Annotated in this window: 15 protein-coding genes; 8 read left to right on the top strand and 7 right to left on the bottom strand. The window is 70.8% G+C overall.

The genetic code is table 11. The features are described from left to right. Positions 1-37: 37 nt before the first annotated feature. Positions 38-1,465 (bottom strand): M20 family metallopeptidase, encoded by a 1,428-nt coding sequence (locus GSE44_RS17430; RefSeq protein WP_159350109.1) that lies wholly within the window; start codon positions 1,463-1,465, stop codon positions 38-40. Between the two features lie 14 nt (positions 1,466-1,479). After that, positions 1,480-2,739, bottom strand: coding sequence for an ABC transporter substrate-binding protein (locus tag GSE44_RS17425; protein WP_159350108.1), 1,260 nt, complete (start codon positions 2,737-2,739; stop codon positions 1,480-1,482). A 157-nt stretch (positions 2,740-2,896) separates the two neighbouring features. On the opposite strand from GSE44_RS17425, the gene GSE44_RS17420 reads away from it, so the two are divergent. The 3 genes from GSE44_RS17420 to GSE44_RS17410 are packed head-to-tail and all read left to right on the top strand — an operon-like array spanning position 2,897 to position 5,535. Then, positions 2,897-3,901 carry an NAD(P)H-quinone oxidoreductase gene (locus GSE44_RS17420; protein ID WP_159350107.1) on the top strand — a complete coding sequence of 335 codons (1,005 nt, stop codon included), beginning with the start codon at positions 2,897-2,899 and terminating at the stop codon, positions 3,899-3,901. A 10-nt stretch (positions 3,902-3,911) separates the two neighbouring features. Next, complete coding sequence (locus tag GSE44_RS17415) at positions 3,912-4,772, top strand: DMT family transporter (protein ID WP_159350106.1); 861 nt, start codon at positions 3,912-3,914, stop codon at positions 4,770-4,772. A gap of 10 nt (positions 4,773-4,782) precedes the next feature. Then, positions 4,783-5,535: an alpha/beta fold hydrolase gene (locus GSE44_RS17410; RefSeq protein WP_159350105.1), complete on the top strand. Its 753-nt coding sequence runs from the start codon at positions 4,783-4,785 to the stop codon at positions 5,533-5,535. Between the two features lie 10 nt (positions 5,536-5,545). Here the strand turns inward: GSE44_RS17410 and GSE44_RS17405 are convergent, their stop codons facing one another. Together GSE44_RS17405 and GSE44_RS17400 are read right to left on the bottom strand one after the other, a co-directional pair. After that, a complete protein-coding gene (locus GSE44_RS17405; protein WP_159350104.1) occupies positions 5,546-6,190 on the bottom strand; it encodes a DNA-3-methyladenine glycosylase family protein in 645 nt (214 codons plus the stop codon). A 9-nt stretch (positions 6,191-6,199) separates the two neighbouring features. Next, the gene (locus GSE44_RS17400) at positions 6,200-7,603 is read right to left on the bottom strand and encodes an L-lactate permease (RefSeq protein ID WP_159350103.1); all 1,404 of its coding nucleotides are present in this window, start codon (positions 7,601-7,603) and stop codon (positions 6,200-6,202) included. A gap of 139 nt (positions 7,604-7,742) precedes the next feature. On the opposite strand from GSE44_RS17400, the gene GSE44_RS17395 reads away from it, so the two are divergent. The 3 genes from GSE44_RS17395 to GSE44_RS17385 are packed head-to-tail and all read left to right on the top strand — an operon-like array spanning position 7,743 to position 11,939. Further along, a complete protein-coding gene (locus tag GSE44_RS17395; protein WP_235924908.1) occupies positions 7,743-9,284 on the top strand; it encodes a glucan biosynthesis protein in 1,542 nt (513 codons plus the stop codon). Further along, a complete protein-coding gene (mdoH, locus tag GSE44_RS17390) occupies positions 9,260-11,422 on the top strand; it encodes a glucans biosynthesis glucosyltransferase MdoH (protein WP_159350102.1) in 2,163 nt (720 codons plus the stop codon). The genes GSE44_RS17395 and mdoH overlap by 25 nt, the downstream gene beginning before the upstream one ends. Positions 11,423-11,429: 7 nt before the next feature. Next, positions 11,430-11,939, top strand: coding sequence for a 2'-5' RNA ligase family protein (locus tag GSE44_RS17385; RefSeq protein WP_159350101.1), 510 nt, complete (start codon positions 11,430-11,432; stop codon positions 11,937-11,939). A 6-nt stretch (positions 11,940-11,945) separates the two neighbouring features. Here GSE44_RS17385 and GSE44_RS17380 read toward each other — a convergent pair whose 3' ends face one another. Together GSE44_RS17380 and GSE44_RS17375 are read right to left on the bottom strand one after the other, a co-directional pair. Next, positions 11,946-12,203, bottom strand: coding sequence for a hypothetical protein (locus GSE44_RS17380; RefSeq protein WP_159350100.1), 258 nt, complete (start codon positions 12,201-12,203; stop codon positions 11,946-11,948). A gap of 76 nt (positions 12,204-12,279) precedes the next feature. Continuing rightward, positions 12,280-13,443 carry a M20/M25/M40 family metallo-hydrolase gene (locus GSE44_RS17375; protein ID WP_159350099.1) on the bottom strand — a complete coding sequence of 388 codons (1,164 nt, stop codon included), beginning with the start codon at positions 13,441-13,443 and terminating at the stop codon, positions 12,280-12,282. Positions 13,444-13,553: 110 nt separating this feature from the next. Between GSE44_RS17375 and GSE44_RS17370 the strand changes: the two genes are divergently transcribed. Continuing rightward, positions 13,554-14,291, top strand: coding sequence for a hypothetical protein (locus tag GSE44_RS17370; RefSeq protein WP_159350098.1), 738 nt, complete (start codon positions 13,554-13,556; stop codon positions 14,289-14,291). A 5-nt stretch (positions 14,292-14,296) separates the two neighbouring features. Next, a complete protein-coding gene (locus GSE44_RS17365) occupies positions 14,297-15,031 on the top strand; it encodes an aspartate/glutamate racemase family protein (protein ID WP_159350097.1) in 735 nt (244 codons plus the stop codon). On the opposite strand, the gene GSE44_RS17360 is transcribed toward GSE44_RS17365, so the two are convergent. Continuing rightward, positions 15,028-15,777 carry an alpha/beta hydrolase gene (locus GSE44_RS17360; RefSeq protein WP_159350096.1) on the bottom strand — a complete coding sequence of 250 codons (750 nt, stop codon included), beginning with the start codon at positions 15,775-15,777 and terminating at the stop codon, positions 15,028-15,030. The two genes, GSE44_RS17365 and GSE44_RS17360, sit on opposite strands and share 4 nt — an antisense overlap. Positions 15,778-15,863 lie beyond the last annotated feature (86 nt).

The following is a 15,863-nucleotide window of genomic DNA, read 5'->3' as shown; positions in this document are numbered from 1 at the left end:
AGGGCCCAGGGGCATAAAAGCCCCTGGGCCACTCAGCTCAGACCCCCTGGCCCATCGCCTTGATCGGCGGCGCCAGGTCCTTCGGTAGCGGCGAGGCATAGGGCTGCCCGCCCGTGCGGTCCTTGAACTCTGCCTTGGCGCGCTCGATGAGGGCCGGATCGCGCAGCGCGTCCACCGCCGTTCCCGCCATCACCTTCGCCACATGCACCATGCCCTTATGGGCTGCCGGTGACTTGCCCTGGGCGGTCAGCTGCCAGGAGTGGAAGGGCGTGCCGATCGCGCAGGTGGCGCCGCGCGCCTGCACCGTGGGCACCGTCCAGGAAACGTCGCCCACATCGGTGGAGCCGACGCCGCCTTCGCCGCGGTTCTCCAGCGGCACGATGATGTCGCAAAGGGATTTGCCCTTCTCGACCTTCAGACCGTGGCGGCGATGCGCGGCGGCGATGTCCTGCTCGGTCAGCGTCGACTGGATCTGCGCGGCGTACTCCTTGTCCGCATCGTCCCATTGCGGCGGGCCGAGCCGCTGGAAGTTGTCGTGCATCGCCTTCTCCAGCGGCGAGTTGCCGAGGAGGTTGGAGACGGCGCTGACCACGCTGGTCTCGACCCGCGTCTCGGTCATCAGCGCGGCGCCTTCGGCGATCTTCTTAACGCGGCCGACGAGAGTGTTCAGCTCTGGCAGGTCGCGCGCGCGGATGAGGTAGCGCACCTTCGCCTTGGACTGCACGACGTTCGGCGCGATGCCGCCGCCATCCAGCATGGCGTAGTGGATGCGCGCATGGTCGGGCATGTGCTCGCGCATGTAGTTCACGCCGACATTCATCAGCTCTACGGCATCGAGCGCGGAGCGGCCCAGCTCCGGTGCGGCGGCGGCGTGGGAGGCACGGCCGTGGAAGGTGAAGTCGATGCGCGTGTTGGCGAGCGAGACGGCCTCGTTCACGCCCGAGAAGGAGGCGGGATGCCAGGAGATGGCGATGTCGACATCGTTGAAGATGCCATCGCGCGCCATGAAGCCCTTGGCGGCACCGCCTTCTTCGGCGGGGCAGCCATAGTAGCGGACGCGGCCGGGAATGTTGTTCTCCTTCAGCCAGTCCTTCACCGCGGCGGCGGCGAGCAGCGAGGCAGCGCCGAGCAGATTATGGCCGCAGCCATGGCCATGGCCGTTCGGCTCCACCTCCTGGTGCTCCGCAATGCCCGCGACCTGCGAGAGGCCCGGAAGCGCGTCATACTCGCCGAGAATGGCGATGACGGGACCGCCCTCGCCATACTCGCCCATCACGGCGGTCGGGATGCCGGCGAGGTTCTTCTCGATGCGGAAGCCCTCCTTCTCCATCATCGCCAGGTGCTCGGCCACCGAGCGCTTCTCGGTGTAGGCGATCTCCGGCATCTCCCAGACGCGGTCGCTGAAGGCCGCATAGTCCTCCTTGCGCTCGTCCACGGCGCGCCAGACCCGTTCGTCATTCCGCATGCTGCTGTACTCCTTCAGTCGGTTCCGAGGCGTGCGCGCGGCCTTGCCACGGCGGCAGCCTCCGGGTGGATGGTCACGAGGCGCCCGTCTTGCCACTGCATCAGCCAGGGGCGGGCTCGGGAATTCTGTCCCCGCTCGTCGAAGGCTGCACCCCAGCCGGTGGCTGTGGTGCCCTCCGCCACGTCCGTGGCGAGCACGGCGGCGCGGACCTTCTCCTTGTCCGTGCCGCCCGCCCGCTGGATGGCATCGAAGGCGACCTGGGCGCCGAAATGGTTCGCCAGGCTATGACCCGAGCGCGGGTCGGAACCGTAGCGGCGTTTATAGGACTCGGCGAAGGCCGCATTGCCCGGGGCGACGCGGTCGGAGATGGCGTAGTGGGTGAAATCAACGTTCATCACCCCCTCGAAGGCCGGTCCGAGCGAGCGTGCGGTGTCGCTCAGGCTGTAACCCGCGCCGCTGCCGATGATCATGCGCGGCCGCCAGCCCGCCTCGCGGAGGTTGCGGAAGAGGAGGATCACGTCGTTCTGGTGCGCGGCGTGGAGCAACACGTCAATGGATGCCTCCCGTAGCCGCTGCACGGCGGGGGCGAGGTCCGTGCTGCGCACCGGGTAGCCGATCCGCTCCGCCACCTCGATACCTGCGTCCCGCAGCTGCGCGGCCTGCAGCTCGGCGACCGAACTGCCATACAGCCCGTCCTCATGCAGTAGCCCCACGCGCAGCCGGGCGCGCGGAATCTCGAGCAGCGAGGGCAGCACCTCGGCCACCGTTTGCACCCCAACGCGGGCGAAGTCGCTGGCGCGCGGGCAGGTACGGAACACGTTCCGGAACCCGCGATCCATGATCCCGTCCGCGATCGCGCCCAGTTCGAAGAAGGGGATGCCCTGCGTCTCGCTCACCTGCGTGGCGGCGAAGGAGATGGGCGAGGCATAGCTGCCGAACAGGATGGCGGCGCGCTCCTGGCCCATCAGCCGGCGGGTCTCGGCGACAGCCGCAGCTTCGTCAGGCGCATCGGCGCGCAGCAGGCGGATGGGGCGGCCGAGCAGGCCGCCGGCGGCATTGCGCTCCTCCACCGCCATTTCCAGCCCTCGGAAGGATTCATCGCCGAGCAGCGCCGGGCCGCCAGAAAGAGGAAAGAGGGCACCGAAGCGCCATTCCGCGGCCGCGGTGGGCGCATTTCCGGTCGCGGTGCCGGGCGCCTGGGCACCGACGCCGCGCGGCACAGAGGCAAGGGCAAGGGCCGCGAGAAGGCTGCGGCGCTGCGCGGCCGGACGCATCGTCCTTCGCTCCTCTCGCGTTCCATGGGGCGGCTCGATGGTCGCCGCTGGTGCGTCCGGGCGCAAGGCCGGGAAGCGACCATTCCGTCCCGCACCATGCTTGACGAGCCGATGCACCGCGACGACCTTCCGCGCCCCTGCCGGAGGACGCCGCCCCATGCCCAGCCTGCCCGAGACGATGACCTATCTCGCCCATGGGGAGGGCGGCGAGGCCGAAGTGCTGGTTCCGGCCACCGGCCCGGTGCCGCGCCCGGCTAGTGACGAGGTGTTGATCCGGGTGATGGCCGCCGGCGTCAACCGTCCGGATGTCCAGCAGCGCAAGGGCCTCTACCCGCCGCCCAAGGGCGCCAGCCCCATCATCGGGCTCGAGGTGGCCGGGGAAGTCGTCGCGGTCGGCCCCGCGACTACACGCTTTCGGGTGGGCGACCGTGTCTGCGCCCTCACAAATGGCGGTGGCTATGCCGAGTTCGCGGTCGCGCCCGAGGCGCAGTGCCTGCCCTGGCCGGAGGGATACGATGCCACCCACGCCGCCGCGGTGCCGGAGACCTTCTTCACCGTCTGGGCGAACCTGTTCGGCCACGGCCGTCTCGCCAGCGGCGAGGTGATGCTGGTGCATGGCGGCACCTCGGGCATCGGCTCCACGGCGTTGCAGCTTGCGCGCGAGTTCGGCGCGCGGCCCTTCGCCACCGCCGGCACTCCGGAGAAGGTGGCGGCCTGCATCGAGTTCGGTGCGGAGGAGGCCTTCGACTACCGGAACCAGGACTTCGCGGAGGAGATGAAGCGCGTCACCGGCGGCAAGGGCGCCAATGTCGTGCTGGACATGATCGGCGCCTCCTATTTCCAGAAGAACCTGCGCGTGCTCGGCACGGACGGGCGGCTGGTGATCATTGCCCTCATGGGCGGGTACGAGGTCGAGAAGGCCGATATCCGGCCGATCATGATGAAGCGCCTCGTGGTGACCGGCAGCACCATGCGTCCCCGCACCACGGCCGAGAAGGGCGCCATCGCCCGCGCCTTGGAGGAGAAGGTATGGCCCGTGCTGTCGGCCGGGCGCTGTGGGCCGCGCATCCATGCGACCTTCCCGCTGCGCGAGGCGGCCGAGGCGCACCGGCTGATGGAGAGCAGCACGCATATCGGAAAGATCGTGCTGACCCTCTCCTGACGAGCGGCGGGTGAACCCGCGCGACCTCCGGCTGCTGCTGCTGGCCGTCCTGCTCTTCGGCGGCGCCTGGCCGATCGCGAAGGACGCGCTGCACGACGCCACCCCGGTCTGGTTCGCCGTCAGCCGCGCCGGGCTGGCGGCACTGTCCGCAGCTTTCGTCCTGCTGGCATTGGGGCGGCTGCGCTGGCCGGGACGGCGGGACTGGCCGACGGTGCTGGCGGTGGGCCTTCTCCAACTCGGCACCTTCTTTGCCCTGTCGCATCTGGCGCTGGCGATCCTCCCGGCCGGGCGCATCGCGGTGCTTGCGAATGTCACGATCTACTGGCTCGTCCCGCTGTCTGTCCTGGTGCTGGGGGAGAAGGTCTCGGCATTGCGCTGGGGCGCCGCCGGGCTCGGCCTCGCCGGGGCTGCGGTGCTGATGGGCCCATGGGCGATCGACTGGTCGCATGAAGGGGTCGTCCTCGCGCATGGGATGCTGGTCATGGCGGCGCTCGCCTGGAGCATCGCCATCGTCATCACGCGCCGCCTGCCGCCCGCCCGCCCGATGGTGGAGCTGCTGCCATTCTGCTTCGGTACGGGCACGCTCCTGCTGGTTCCACTCGCCCTGCTGCGGGAGCCGGGCGGCGGGATCGGCCTGAGCGCCTGGCCGCATGCTGCCTTCATGGGGCTGATCGCCGCGCCCATCGGCACATGGAGCATCATTGAGGCCGGGCGGCGGCTGCCTTCCACCGTTGCCTCGGTGGGGTTCATGCTTGTGCCCGTGCTGGGTGTCGCGCTCGGCGCGGTCTGGCTCGGGGAAGACGTGGGGTGGGACGTGTGGCTGGGCGGCGCGCTGGTCGCAGGAAGCGTCGTTCTGGCGGTGCGCGGCTGAGGGGGTGCCGATGATCCTGAATGCTATCGAGGCCGGGGAGGGGCGCCCGATTGTGCTGCTGCACGGCCTGTTCGGGCAGGCGCGGAACTTCGGCGCCCTGCAGCGGCGGCTGGCCAGCGCGCGGCGCGTCATCGCCTTCGACATGCCGAACCACGGCGCGAGCCCGCATGCACCCGGGATGGACTATCCTTCCATGGCCGCCGCTGTAGCGGAGAGCCTCGCTGCACGCGGGATCGCCCAGGCCGATGTCATGGGTCATTCCATGGGCGGCAAGGCGGCGATGATGCTGGCGCTGACGATGCCGGATCTGGTCGCGCGCCTCATGGTTTCCGACATCGCGCCCGTCACCTATCCGCCCCGCTGGACGGAGCTGATGGAGGCCATGCGCGCCGTGCCGGCTGGCGCCACGCGGGCACAGGCGGATGCGCTCCTCGCCCCTGTCGAGGCGGATGCGGGTGTGCGTGCCTTCATTCTGACCAACCGCCGCCCGGATGGCTCCGGCTGGCGCATCGGGCTGGAGGAGATCGCCGGCTCGCTTCCGGCTATCATGGGCTGGACGCCGCCTGAGGCCGTCCCCTTCGGAAAGCCGGTGCTCTTCGTTTCCGGGGAGCACTCGCGCTACATTCGGCCGGAGAACCGGCCAGCAATCCGGCAAGCCTTCCCGGCCGCGCGGTTCCTGGCGGTGAAGGGCGCGGGGCACTGGGTGCATGCGGACCAGCCGGAAGGCTTCGCCGCGGTGATGGAAGGCTTCTTTCCGCCCTGACGCGGGTGCCTCAGATGGCCGCCGGTGCCTTGAAGCGCCCATCCTTGCTGAGATCCGCCGCGCGCCAGAGATACCAGGCCGCCGCCGAGCGGAAGGGCGCCCAGGCTTCCCCAACAGCCGCAAGTTCCTTCGGCTTCGGCTGCGTCTCCAGCCCGGCCGCGATGCGATAGCCCTCGCGCACGCCGAAATCGTCCACCGGCAGGATGTCGGGGCGGCCGAGGGTGAAGATCAGCAGCATCTCGACGGTCCATCGGCCAACGCCGCGCAGGGCGACCAGCCGCTCGATCAACGCGGCATCCGGGAGGCGCGCGGCGGCGCGGCGGGTGGGCACCCAGCCCGCCGCTGCCTTATGCGCGATGTCGAGGATTGCCGCCTGCTTGGCACCGGAGAAGCCACAGGCGCGCAGCGCGCCCTCGGGCAGGGCGAGGACCTGCTCGGGTGGCGGGAAAGGATGGTGGGGTATGTGGGCTATCAGCCGGTTCAGCATCGCCTCGGCCGCGCGCCCATGCACCTGCTGATGGGCGATGGCGCGGATCAGGGCCTCATAGGGCTCGCGATCCTTCACCGGCTTCAGGCGCATCGGCCCCACCTGTGCGATGACGGGGCCAAGGACGGGATCGGCGGCGAGGTGCTGGCGGGCGGCGCGGGCGCTCATGCCCCCTGCCTAAGGCACTCCGCGCAGGATCGCCACCGCCCCCCAGCCGGTGAGCAGAACGGAGAGCATCACTGGCAGCGTGGCGCGCCAGAGGGCCGGTGGGCGGGTGCCGTCGGCGAGCAGGCCACAGACCATGGCCGTCATGGCAAAGGAGAACACTGCGCCGGCGCCGCCGGCGAAATTGTGGATGCCAGGGGCCAGCCAGGGCGGCAACCCGGCGGCAAGGCCCAGCCCCGCCTGCACCGGCATGACCGCGGAGGCGGCACCGACATTGCTGCCCGTGACCATCCCGCCGAGAAAGCCCAGGGGCGGGACCGCATAAGGTGCCCAGCTTCCCAGGCTCGCTGCGATGGTCCCGGCCAGCGCGGCCGCCACGCCGGAACCGGCCAGCCAGCGGCCGAGCAGCACGTAGAGGATCATGGCGCCAGCGGGGCGCCGCATGCGCGAGAGGGCATCCCGCAGGCGAAACAGGCCGCCTGTGCGGAAGGCCAGGAAGCCCAGCGAAACCGTCCAGAGCACCACGGCCACATGGGTGATGGGCAGTCCGGGAAGATCGGCGAAGGGCTGCCAGGCCGGTGCACCCTGCCAGGAACGGGCGAGCAGAAGGCAGGCGGTCAGCAGCACCCAGGGGCCGATAGAGGCCAGGGCGCGCTGCCGCGCCGCCGAATCGCGCGGCGGGGCCAAGTGCCAGAGCGCCGGCAGCAGCACGCCCCCGGCCGCGACCACCCCCACCGTCTCCGCCGGCATGAAGCGGGCGGCGAGCAGCACGAGCGCCGAGACAGCGGCCTGCAGGCCCGTCTGGGCGAGGCGCTCGGCGCGCGGCACCTCGATGCCGGCGCGCCGCAGCAGCATCCAAAGCACCGGCGGGATGGTCAGCAGCCAGATGGAATGCGGAAGGGCGGTGACGAGCGACATCTCCGCCACTGGCCGGTGCGCCAGGGCGGCGCCGAGGGCCATTCCAGGGCCCAGCCCGCCCCAGGGGGCGAGCCAAAGGCCGAAGAGCGCCATGGCCCCGGCCGGCGCCCCGCCGATCCCCATGGCCCGCAATCCGCCTAGGGTGAAGACCGCCCCGACGCCGAAGCCGGTCACGCTCTCCACGAAGGAGCCGGCGAGGATCACCAGATAGGCCCGGCGGGCCGACGGCGGAACTGGCTCCGTCGCGTGCGGCGCGGCGGCCATGCTGAAGAGCAGCCCGCCCGACAGGGTGGCGACCGGCAGGATACCGAGGAAGCCGGCGCGCAGCGTCTCCAGCACGAGGAAATTCCGCAGCGGCAGGCCAGGCGGCAGCGCGGCCGCAATTCCCGGCAGGGAGGTCACGAGCGCGAGCAGGCAGGCGGGAATCGGCGTAACCCGGCCCGACCCCAGCAGTGCCATCAGCAGCACCAGCGGCAGGGCCTGAAGGAAAGTCACCATCGACGGGGAGGGAACTCCGGTCTTGCCGTGCCCGGCGGGACACGGCATCGGCATATCGCGGCGGCGGAGGAAACCATCGCCGCCGGGCCCGTTCTAGGCCCGTCGACTTCCAACATATGATCATTAAGCGGAGAACCCCTTGAACCGCCGCGCGCTCCTTGCGGGCCTCACCATGGCCGGGCTTCTGCCCTGGATTCCCGGCACCCTCTCGGACCGCGCGGAGGCCGCCGACGCCCCGGCGCGTCCCTTCGACGACACCACCGTGCGCCAGATGGCGCGCGACCTGGCCGCCAAGCCCTATGCCGCGCCCGATGAACGCCTGCCGGGCGGTCTCGCCGATATCGGCTACGACCAGTATCGCAGCATCCGCTATGACGCGCAGCGCGCGCTGTGGCGCACGCAGAACCTGCCCTTCCAGATGCAGCCCTTCCACCGGGGCTTCCTGTTCAAGCAGAAGGTCGAGCTGTTCGAAGTGGCGGACGGGCGAGCCACGCCCATTCCCTATGATCCCTCCGCCTTCACCCTTTCGGAGGTGGGCGGGCCGCCCTCGGGTGATCTCGGCTTCGCGGGCTTTCGCCTGACCAATCCCATGAACCGGCCGGATCATTTCGACGAAGTGGCTGCTTTCGTCGGCGCCTCCTATTTCCGCGCCGTCGGCAAGGGGCATGTCTACGGGATCTCTGCGCGCGGGCTGGCCATCGCAACCGCCGAGCGTTCCGGGGAGGAATTTCCGGTCTTCCGCGCCTTCTGGCTGCAGCGGCCGCAGGCCGGGGGGAACTCGGCGGTCGTGCACGCGCTGCTGGACAGCCCGAGCACCACCGGCGCCTTCCGCTTCACCATCCGGCCCGGCGAGGAAACGGTGTTCGACATCGAAGCGCGGCTCTATCCGCGTGTGGCAATGCCGACGGCCGGAATCGCTCCGCTCACGAGCATGTTCCTGCTGTCGCCGCTCGATCGCGGCGGCGTGGATGACTACCGCACGGCCGTGCATGATTCCGACGGGCTGATGCTCTCGACCGGGCGCGGCGAGGCAATCTGGCGGCCATTGGCCAATCCGCGCGAGCTGCAGACCAGCGTTTTCGCCGATGCGAATCCGCGTGGCTTCGGGCTAATGCAGCGCCGGCGCGCCTTCAGCGACTACAACGACCTGGAAGCGCGTTACGAGAAGCGGCCCGGTGCCTGGGTGGAGCCGATCGGCGACTGGGGCGAAGGCGCGGTGCATCTGATCGAGATCCCCACACGCGAGGAAATTCACGACAACATCGCCACCTTCTGGCGCCCGAAGGAGCCCCTGCGGCCCGGCCAGGAATATAGCTATGTCTATCGCCTGCACTGGGCGAGCGGCGCCGCCTTCGGTGCAGCCGGCAACCCGGCCCCGGCGCAGTTCGACGAGGCGCGACAGGGCGGCAAGCCGCAGACGCCCGGCACGCGGCTCTTCGTGCTCGAGACCAAGGGCGGCCGGCTGGCCGCACTTCCCGAAGGGGTGCAGCCGGTGCTGGACGTCTCGTCCAGCACCGGACGTATCGAGAACGCCGTGGTGCAGCGCAATCCCGAGACCGGAGGCTGGCGCATCTCCTTCGAGTTGGTGCCGGGCAATGAGCGCCTGGTGGAAATGCGCGCCTTGCTGAAGAACGGCGAGGTGCCGCTGACCGAGACATGGCTATTCCGTTGGACGCCGTGACCCTGATGGAGGCGCGGCTGGCCAGCGGCCTGCCGGCCATGCCGGACGAGGCGCCGCTCGCCATGCCGGTGCAGGACCTCCGCATCCGCCCGGACCGCGTGGCACCGCCGGACACGGCTCCGCGCGGCATGGCGCTCCGCCGCATCGCCATCTTCTGCGCCACCCTGCTGCTGACGCTGTTCGGCGCTCGGGAGATGGCGCTGGTGCTGGACGTCTCCACGCCCTTCACGCCGGGCGCGGCGGTGCTTGCGCTCTTCGTGCCGCTCTTTGCCTGGATCGCCCTGTCCTTCGTCAGCAGCCTCTGCGGCGTGGCCAGCATCGTCGCGCGCGGGGGCCGCGGCCTCGGGATCGATCCCGAGGCGCCGCTGCCAGTGCTGCACGGCCGGACCGCGTTGCTCATGCCGGTCTACAACGAGGATCCGCGCCGCGTGCTGGCCGGGCTGGAGGCGATGCAGGAGGCGTTACGCGAGGTTGGCACAGCGGATTCCTTCGACATCTTCATCCTGAGCGACACGACAGATCCCGATGCCTGGGCGCGGGAGGAGGAGGCTTTCCTTGCGCTGCGGGCGCGCGCCGGCGCCAATGCCCGCATCTTTTACCGCCGGCGGCCGCGCAACACAGACCGCAAGGCCGGCAACATCGCCGATTGGGTGCGGCGCCATGGCGGCGCTTATCCCCAGTTCCTGATCCTTGATGCGGACAGCGTGATGTCGGCCGAGGCGCTGATCCGCCTCGCCGCCGCGATGGAGGCGCATCCGCGCGTCGGGCTGATCCAGAGCCTGCCGGTGATCGTGAACGGCCGCTCGCTCTTCGCGCGGATGCAGCAATTTGCCGGGCGGCTCTACGGCCCCGTCATCGCCCATGGCATCGCCTTCTGGCACGGGGCAGAGGGCAATTACTGGGGCCACAACGCGATGATCCGCACCGCGGCCTTCGCCGAGGCCGCGGGGCTCCCGCACCTGCCCGGACGCAAGCCTTTCGGCGGCACGATCATGAGCCATGATTTCGTGGAGGCCGCGCTGATGCGGCGGCGGGGTTGGGCCATCCATTTCGTGCCCGCCCTGCCGGGTAGCTACGAGGAAAGCCCGCCGGCGCTGTCGGACCTGGCGATCCGTGACCGGCGCTGGTGCCAAGGCAACCTGCAGCACCTGGGCGTGCTGCCGACCCGCGGGCTGCATCCGGTCAGCCGCAGCCATCTGCTCGTCGGGATCGGCTCCTACATTACCGCGCCGCTCTGGCTGCTCTTCCTCGTCTGCGGCGTGCTGCTCGCCCTGCAGGCGCGCTTCGTGCTGCCGGTCTATTTCCCGGCCGGGCCCGCGCTGTTCCCGAATTGGCCGGTATTCGATCCCGTCCGCGCGAAGTGGGTGTTCATCGGCACCATGGGGTTGCTGCTGGTGCCCAAGCTCCTTGCCTGGGCCGCGATGCTGATGGACCGCTCCTGGCGGCGCGGACATGGTGGGACTGTCCGCTCCCTGGTCAGTGTCGTGATCGAGACGGTGCTCGCCGGGCTGCTGGCGCCGGTGACGATGCTCACGCAGTCGGTGGACGTCGTCTCGATCCTTTCCGGGCGCGACTCAGGCTGGTCGGCGCAGACGCGCGACGATGGCCGCCTGCCGATGCGCCAGGTCGCGCGGCTGTACTGGCAGCACACGGTCTTCGGCATCCTTTTTGGCGTCGCCGCCTTCCTCGTCTCGCCCTATCTCGCGGCATGGATGTCGCCCGTGGTGATTGGGCTTGCCCTTGCCATACCGCTTGCGACCTGGACGGCGCGGCGGAGCGCCGGCCAGGGGCTGCGCCGCGCCGGGCTGCTGCTGATCCCGGAGGAGCGCGAGCCGCCCTCAATTCTTAGCCGCACCCTGGCCTTGCGCATCGAATGGGACCGGCTCGCGCCGGAGGGGGAGGCACTGGAACGCCTCCGGGCGGATCCCGCATTGCTGGCCGCGCATCGTGCCATGCTGCCGCCGCCCGCGCCGCCCCGTCCGGATGCCGTCGACCCGAACCTCGCCATCGGGCGCGCGCGGGTCGCCGTCGCATCCTCGGCAGCGGAGGCGCTGGCCGCGCTTACCCGCGCGGAGAAGGCGGCGCTGCTGGGAGATCAGGAGGGGCTGAACGCGCTGCTCGCCCTCCCGGCCCGCTGAGGCCGAGTTGCCGGCCGCACCGCTGATCCTGACGCTGCGTTTCGACACTGCGAGCTTTGCCCAGCTGGACGCGCTCCGCCGGGCGCATTTCCCGCCCGAGCGAAACCACATTCCGGCGCATCTGACGCTGTTTCACGCACTGCCCGGCGAAGCGGAGGATGAGGTCTCCACCCACCTCCGCCGGATCTGCGCAGAAACGGCCGTGCAGGCGCTGCGGGTCGCGCGCCCGCGCTCCCTGGGGCGCGGCGTTGCGCTCGATGTGGAGGCGCCGACGCTTGCGGTGCTGCGGGCGGAGCTGGCCCGGCACTGGGCGGCATGGCTGACGCCGCAGGATGCCCAGGCTTGGCGCCCGCATGTCACCATCCAGAACAAGGTGTCGCCCGGTTCGGCGCGGGCGTTGCTTGATGCAATGGTGCCCGGCTTCGAAGCCTGGGCGGCGCGCGGTGAGGGGCTGTTGCTCTGGCGTTACCGCGGCGGCCCCTGGGAAGCCGCCGCGGAAATCCCTTTTACCGGCTGAGCGGCCTCAGCGAGAGACGCGGCGTCGTGCGGTCCGGCGCGGCTGGCTCGCCTGCACGGCCTGGCCCCGCGCGGCGGCGGCGCGTTGGCGGACCTGCTCGTTGCGCGTCATCGGCACGCCCTGGCGGTTGAAGTCGGAGCTCGGCGCCTGGCCCGCCGACCAGCCGGGCCGCGAGACCGCACCGGTGGCGCCCTGGGCGAGGGCGGGCGCGGCAGCGAGCAGTCCGCCAAGGGCGAGGAGGGTGAAAGCGAGGCGCTTCGTCATTGCGGAGTCCGAATTGATGTGCGGCGGCGATAAGTCGCTCGCCGCAACATCACGCGCAAGCACGCGGCAGGACGCCTCAGACGCTTGCCAGCAACCCGGCCAGCAGCTTCGCACGCGGAACGAGGCTGTCCTCCCGGAGATACTCGCCCAAGGTGTGGTAGCCCGCGCCAAGCACACCGAGCCCATCCAACGTGGGGATGCCCATGGCGCCGGTGAAATTGCCGTCCGATCCGCCGCCTGCGCTCTCATGCGGCAGCTCGAAGCCGAGGCGACGCGCCATGCCTTCCGCCTGGGCGTGCAGGGCCATCACCGCAGCGTCCGGTTCCCAGACCGGCCGGGTGACGCCACGCCGGACCTCGAGCGAGACATCGGCGGCCGAGGCGGTAAGGCCGAGCATCTTCTCGACCGCCCGGTCCAGATCCTCCTGGCGCTTGGCCATGCTCAGCGCCTCGGCGTCGCAATGGGTGGCCACGCAATTCACCCATTGCCCGCCATGGATCACGCCGACGGAATAGGTGGCTGCATCGGTGGTCATGGTCTCGATGGCCAGGATCTGGCGGCACATCTCGCGGATGGCCGAGCGGCCGTCGGAGAGCTTCGCCCCGGCATGGCTGGGGCGGCCAGTGGTGCGAAGGTTGAAGCGGGCAATGGCGTAGCGGCCGGTGACCACGCCGCCCATGGCATTTCCGCCCTCGTCCGGCCGCCCGGGCTCGGGCACCAGCACCACGGCGTGGCGCGCGGCCTCCGCCTCGATCAAATCCCGGGTGGAGGGAGTGCCGACCTCCTCGTCCGGGGTGAGCAGCACTGTCACGGGGCGGGAGGTGGCAATGCCGGCCCGGGCAAGCTCCCGCAGCGCCTCGAGCGCGAGGAGGGTGCCCCCCTTCATGTCGCAGATGCCGGGGCCGTAGCAGCGCCCATCCTCGCGGCGGAAGGGCAGGGCGGAAAGGGTCCCGACGGGATGGACCGTGTCCAGATGGGCGAGGACCAGGATGCCCGGCTCGTCGCCTGCCGGATGAGGGAAGCGGGCGCGGACGCATCCGCCGAAGCCCATGCGTCCGGGAATCCGCCCCACCCGAGCACCCATCATGGCCAGGTCCCGCCCGGCCAGGTCCATCATGCGGTCCACGGCCACGGCGTCGAAGGTCGGGCTTTCGCATTCGATCCAGGGACGCAGCCGGCCGAGGATGGCTTCGGCATCGAAGGGCAGGTCCAGGGCGGGGAAGGGGGTCAGGGCGTCCATGGAATGCTCCTCTCTGGCGTGGCACCGCAGCCTGCGCGCTTGTGGGCCGGCGGTGAAGCCCAGGCGTGATGCTTTGGCGCCGCCGGGCGGGGCAGGCTAGTCTGGCGGGAATGAGTGACCCCCTGAACATCGCCCCGCGCCGCTTGGTGCCCCTGGCCGGCCAGATCGTCTGGTCGCCTGCCGATCTGGCGACCAACGAGCAGATGATCCCCCTCGGCGCCGAGCATGCGGCCGAGCTGGAGGCGGCTGGCGCGACGCGGCTTGGCGCGCCCGAGGGGGCGACGCCCCGCCTGGACGCGCTGGTGGACGATCTGCGCGGCCGCTTGTCCCACGGGCGCGGCTTCGCCCTGTTGCGCGGGCTTCCGATTGGCGAGGCCCCGGCGGCGCCGCTGCAGGTGCTGGCTGCCCAGCTGGGCACGCCTGTGCCCCCGTCCCCGACGAGTGGCAGCCGGCATGTCGAGGCCTGCGACGCGCTGCTCCTGGGTGCCACCCATCCGGCCACCGCGCGGCTCCGCTCTGCCGCGGCCATCCACAACGCCCTGCTGCGCAGCGACCGTGCCGCGCTGGCGGCCCTCTATGAAGCGCGGGGGGAGCCGGCCGTGCCCATCTTCTCCAATGACGGTGTCTTTGCCGCGCGCTGGGACGACGAGACCCTGCCGCCCGATCGCCTTCCGGCGGCGCTGGAGGAGGCGATGGGCGAGCCGCTGTCGCTAAGCCTGCGGGTGGGGGACATCCTCGCGATCAATCCCTTCCTGGTCTGGGCGGATCGGGTGGCGGGGGCCGAGGCCGCGGCCTGTCGCGAGACGCCGTCGCGGCTGGATTGCACCGCCTTCGCATCGCTTCGTTAGCAGAGATGCGGATTCTGGTTGCCAATGCCAACACCACCGAGGCCATCACCGCGCGCTGCGCCGAGGCGGCACGCGCAGCGGCCTCGGCCGGGACGGAGATCCTGCCCGGTACACCGCGCTTCGGCCCGGCGGTGATTTCATCCGGCCTCGAGAATGCAATCGCCGCCCATGGAATGCTGGACCTCCTGGCGGAACATGCGGGGCGAGTGGATGCCGTGGTACTGGCGGTTTCGCTCGACACCGCCCTGCAGGCAGCGCGGCAGCTCATGCCATGCCCCGTGGTGGGCATGACCGAGGCCGCCTGCCTGACCGCCTGCATGCTCGGCAACCGCTTCGGCCTGGTCACCTTCGGGCACACCGAATCCTACCGCCAGCTGATCGAGGGGCACGGCCTCTCCGCGCGCCTTTCCGGCCTGGTCGGCGTGGACTTCACGCCGCAACGCGCCCTGACCGACCCGGAGGGCGCGGTGCAGGCGGTGACCGATGGCATCGCCACGCTCGTGGCCAGCGGTGCAGACAGCGTGGTGCTGGGCGGTGCCGCCCTGGCCGGGATGGAGCCGGCACTGCGGGCGACCTCGCCCGTGCCTCTGCTGGACGGAATCATCTGCGGGGTGCGGATGGCGGAAACCCTCGTCCGCCTGGCGCCAACGAAGCCGCGCGGCGGGCCCATGGCCGCCGTGAAGGACCGCGAGTCGGTCGGTCTTTCGCCGGCGCTCGCCGCCCTGCTCCGCGGCGGCTAGGCCGGCAGCGCGTCCAGCGTCCGTACCAGCAGGGCGAGGTCCTGCGGGCGGGAGAGGCGGTGGTCGCCATCCTTGATCAGCGTCAGTTCGGCATCCGGGCCGGGTAGGGCCTCCATGATCCGCAGCGCGTGCCGCCAGGGAACGTCCGGGTCCGCCATGCCTTGGAGCAGCCGGACGCGGCCCGCATAGGGGATCGGTCCCGGCAGCAGCAGGTGGTTGCGGCCTTCGGTCAGCAGCCGCAGCGTGATGGGAATGGGATCGCCGTAGTCGGACGGCCGGCGCAGCACGCCGTCCCGGGCGAGGGTGGCGCGGTCGGTCTCGGTGAACTCCGCGGGCATCAGCACCTCGGTGAAGTCCGGGGCGGCGGCGATGCCGATCACGGCGCGGACGCGCTCCGCGCCCCAGCGGCGGGCCAGGAGCAGCGCGATCCAGCCGCCCATGGATGATCCCACCAGCAGGAGTGGACCAAGTGCCTGGGCTTCGATGACCAGCGCTGCGTCCTCCAGCCAGGCGCCGATCGTGCCCTCCTCGAAGCTGCCGCCGCTGATGCCGTGGCCGGAATAGTCCAGCCGCAGGAAGGCGCGGCCGCGGGCGGCGCAGGCATCGCGCAGGTAAAGGGCCTTGGAGCCCTCCATCTCCGAGCGGAAGCCGCCGAGGAAGACGATGGCGGGACCGGTGCCGGGGAGGGCCGCCCAGGCCAGGTCCACGCCATCGGGGCGGGGGAGGGTGCCGCGTATCTCGTTCATGGCGCCGCCCTAGACCCCGACGCTGCCTCGGCACAAGCGCGCGGGTTTGAGCGCCCGGCGTGACGCGCTCCGCCATGCCCTGTAAG

The organism is Muricoccus harenae (assembly GCF_009848505.1).
In the GTDB taxonomy this organism is placed as follows: Bacteria; Pseudomonadota; Alphaproteobacteria; order Acetobacterales; family Acetobacteraceae; genus Roseomonas; species Roseomonas harenae.
Note: the sequence above shows the minus strand (reverse complement) of the source record. Positions and strands in the feature narration are given on the sequence as shown.

Bases quoted from the DNA above. Each gene is read 5' to 3' on its own strand.
- GSE44_RS17405 (WP_159350104.1), bottom strand. From the start codon at position 6,190: ATGAGCGCCCGCGCCGCCCGCCAGCACCTCGCCGCCGATCCCGTCCTT.
- GSE44_RS17410 (WP_159350105.1), top strand. From the start codon at position 4,783: ATGATCCTGAATGCTATCGAGGCCGGGGAGGGGCGCCCGATTGTGCTG.
- GSE44_RS17380 (WP_159350100.1), bottom strand. From the start codon at position 12,203: ATGACGAAGCGCCTCGCTTTCACCCTCCTCGCCCTTGGCGGACTGCTC.
- mdoH (WP_159350102.1), top strand. From the start codon at position 9,260: ATGGCTATTCCGTTGGACGCCGTGACCCTGATGGAGGCGCGGCTGGCC.
- GSE44_RS17430 (WP_159350109.1), bottom strand. From the start codon at position 1,465: ATGCGGAATGACGAACGGGTCTGGCGCGCCGTGGACGAGCGCAAGGAG.
- GSE44_RS17375 (WP_159350099.1), bottom strand. From the start codon at position 13,443: ATGGACGCCCTGACCCCCTTCCCCGCCCTGGACCTGCCCTTCGATGCC.
- GSE44_RS17400 (WP_159350103.1), bottom strand. From the start codon at position 7,603: ATGGTGACTTTCCTTCAGGCCCTGCCGCTGGTGCTGCTGATGGCACTG.
- GSE44_RS17370 (WP_159350098.1), top strand. From the start codon at position 13,554: ATGAGTGACCCCCTGAACATCGCCCCGCGCCGCTTGGTGCCCCTGGCC.
- GSE44_RS17420 (WP_159350107.1), top strand. From the start codon at position 2,897: ATGCCCAGCCTGCCCGAGACGATGACCTATCTCGCCCATGGGGAGGGC.
- GSE44_RS17425 (WP_159350108.1), bottom strand. From the start codon at position 2,739: ATGCGTCCGGCCGCGCAGCGCCGCAGCCTTCTCGCGGCCCTTGCCCTT.
- GSE44_RS17365 (WP_159350097.1), top strand. From the start codon at position 14,297: ATGCGGATTCTGGTTGCCAATGCCAACACCACCGAGGCCATCACCGCG.
- GSE44_RS17360 (WP_159350096.1), bottom strand. From the start codon at position 15,777: ATGAACGAGATACGCGGCACCCTCCCCCGCCCCGATGGCGTGGACCTG.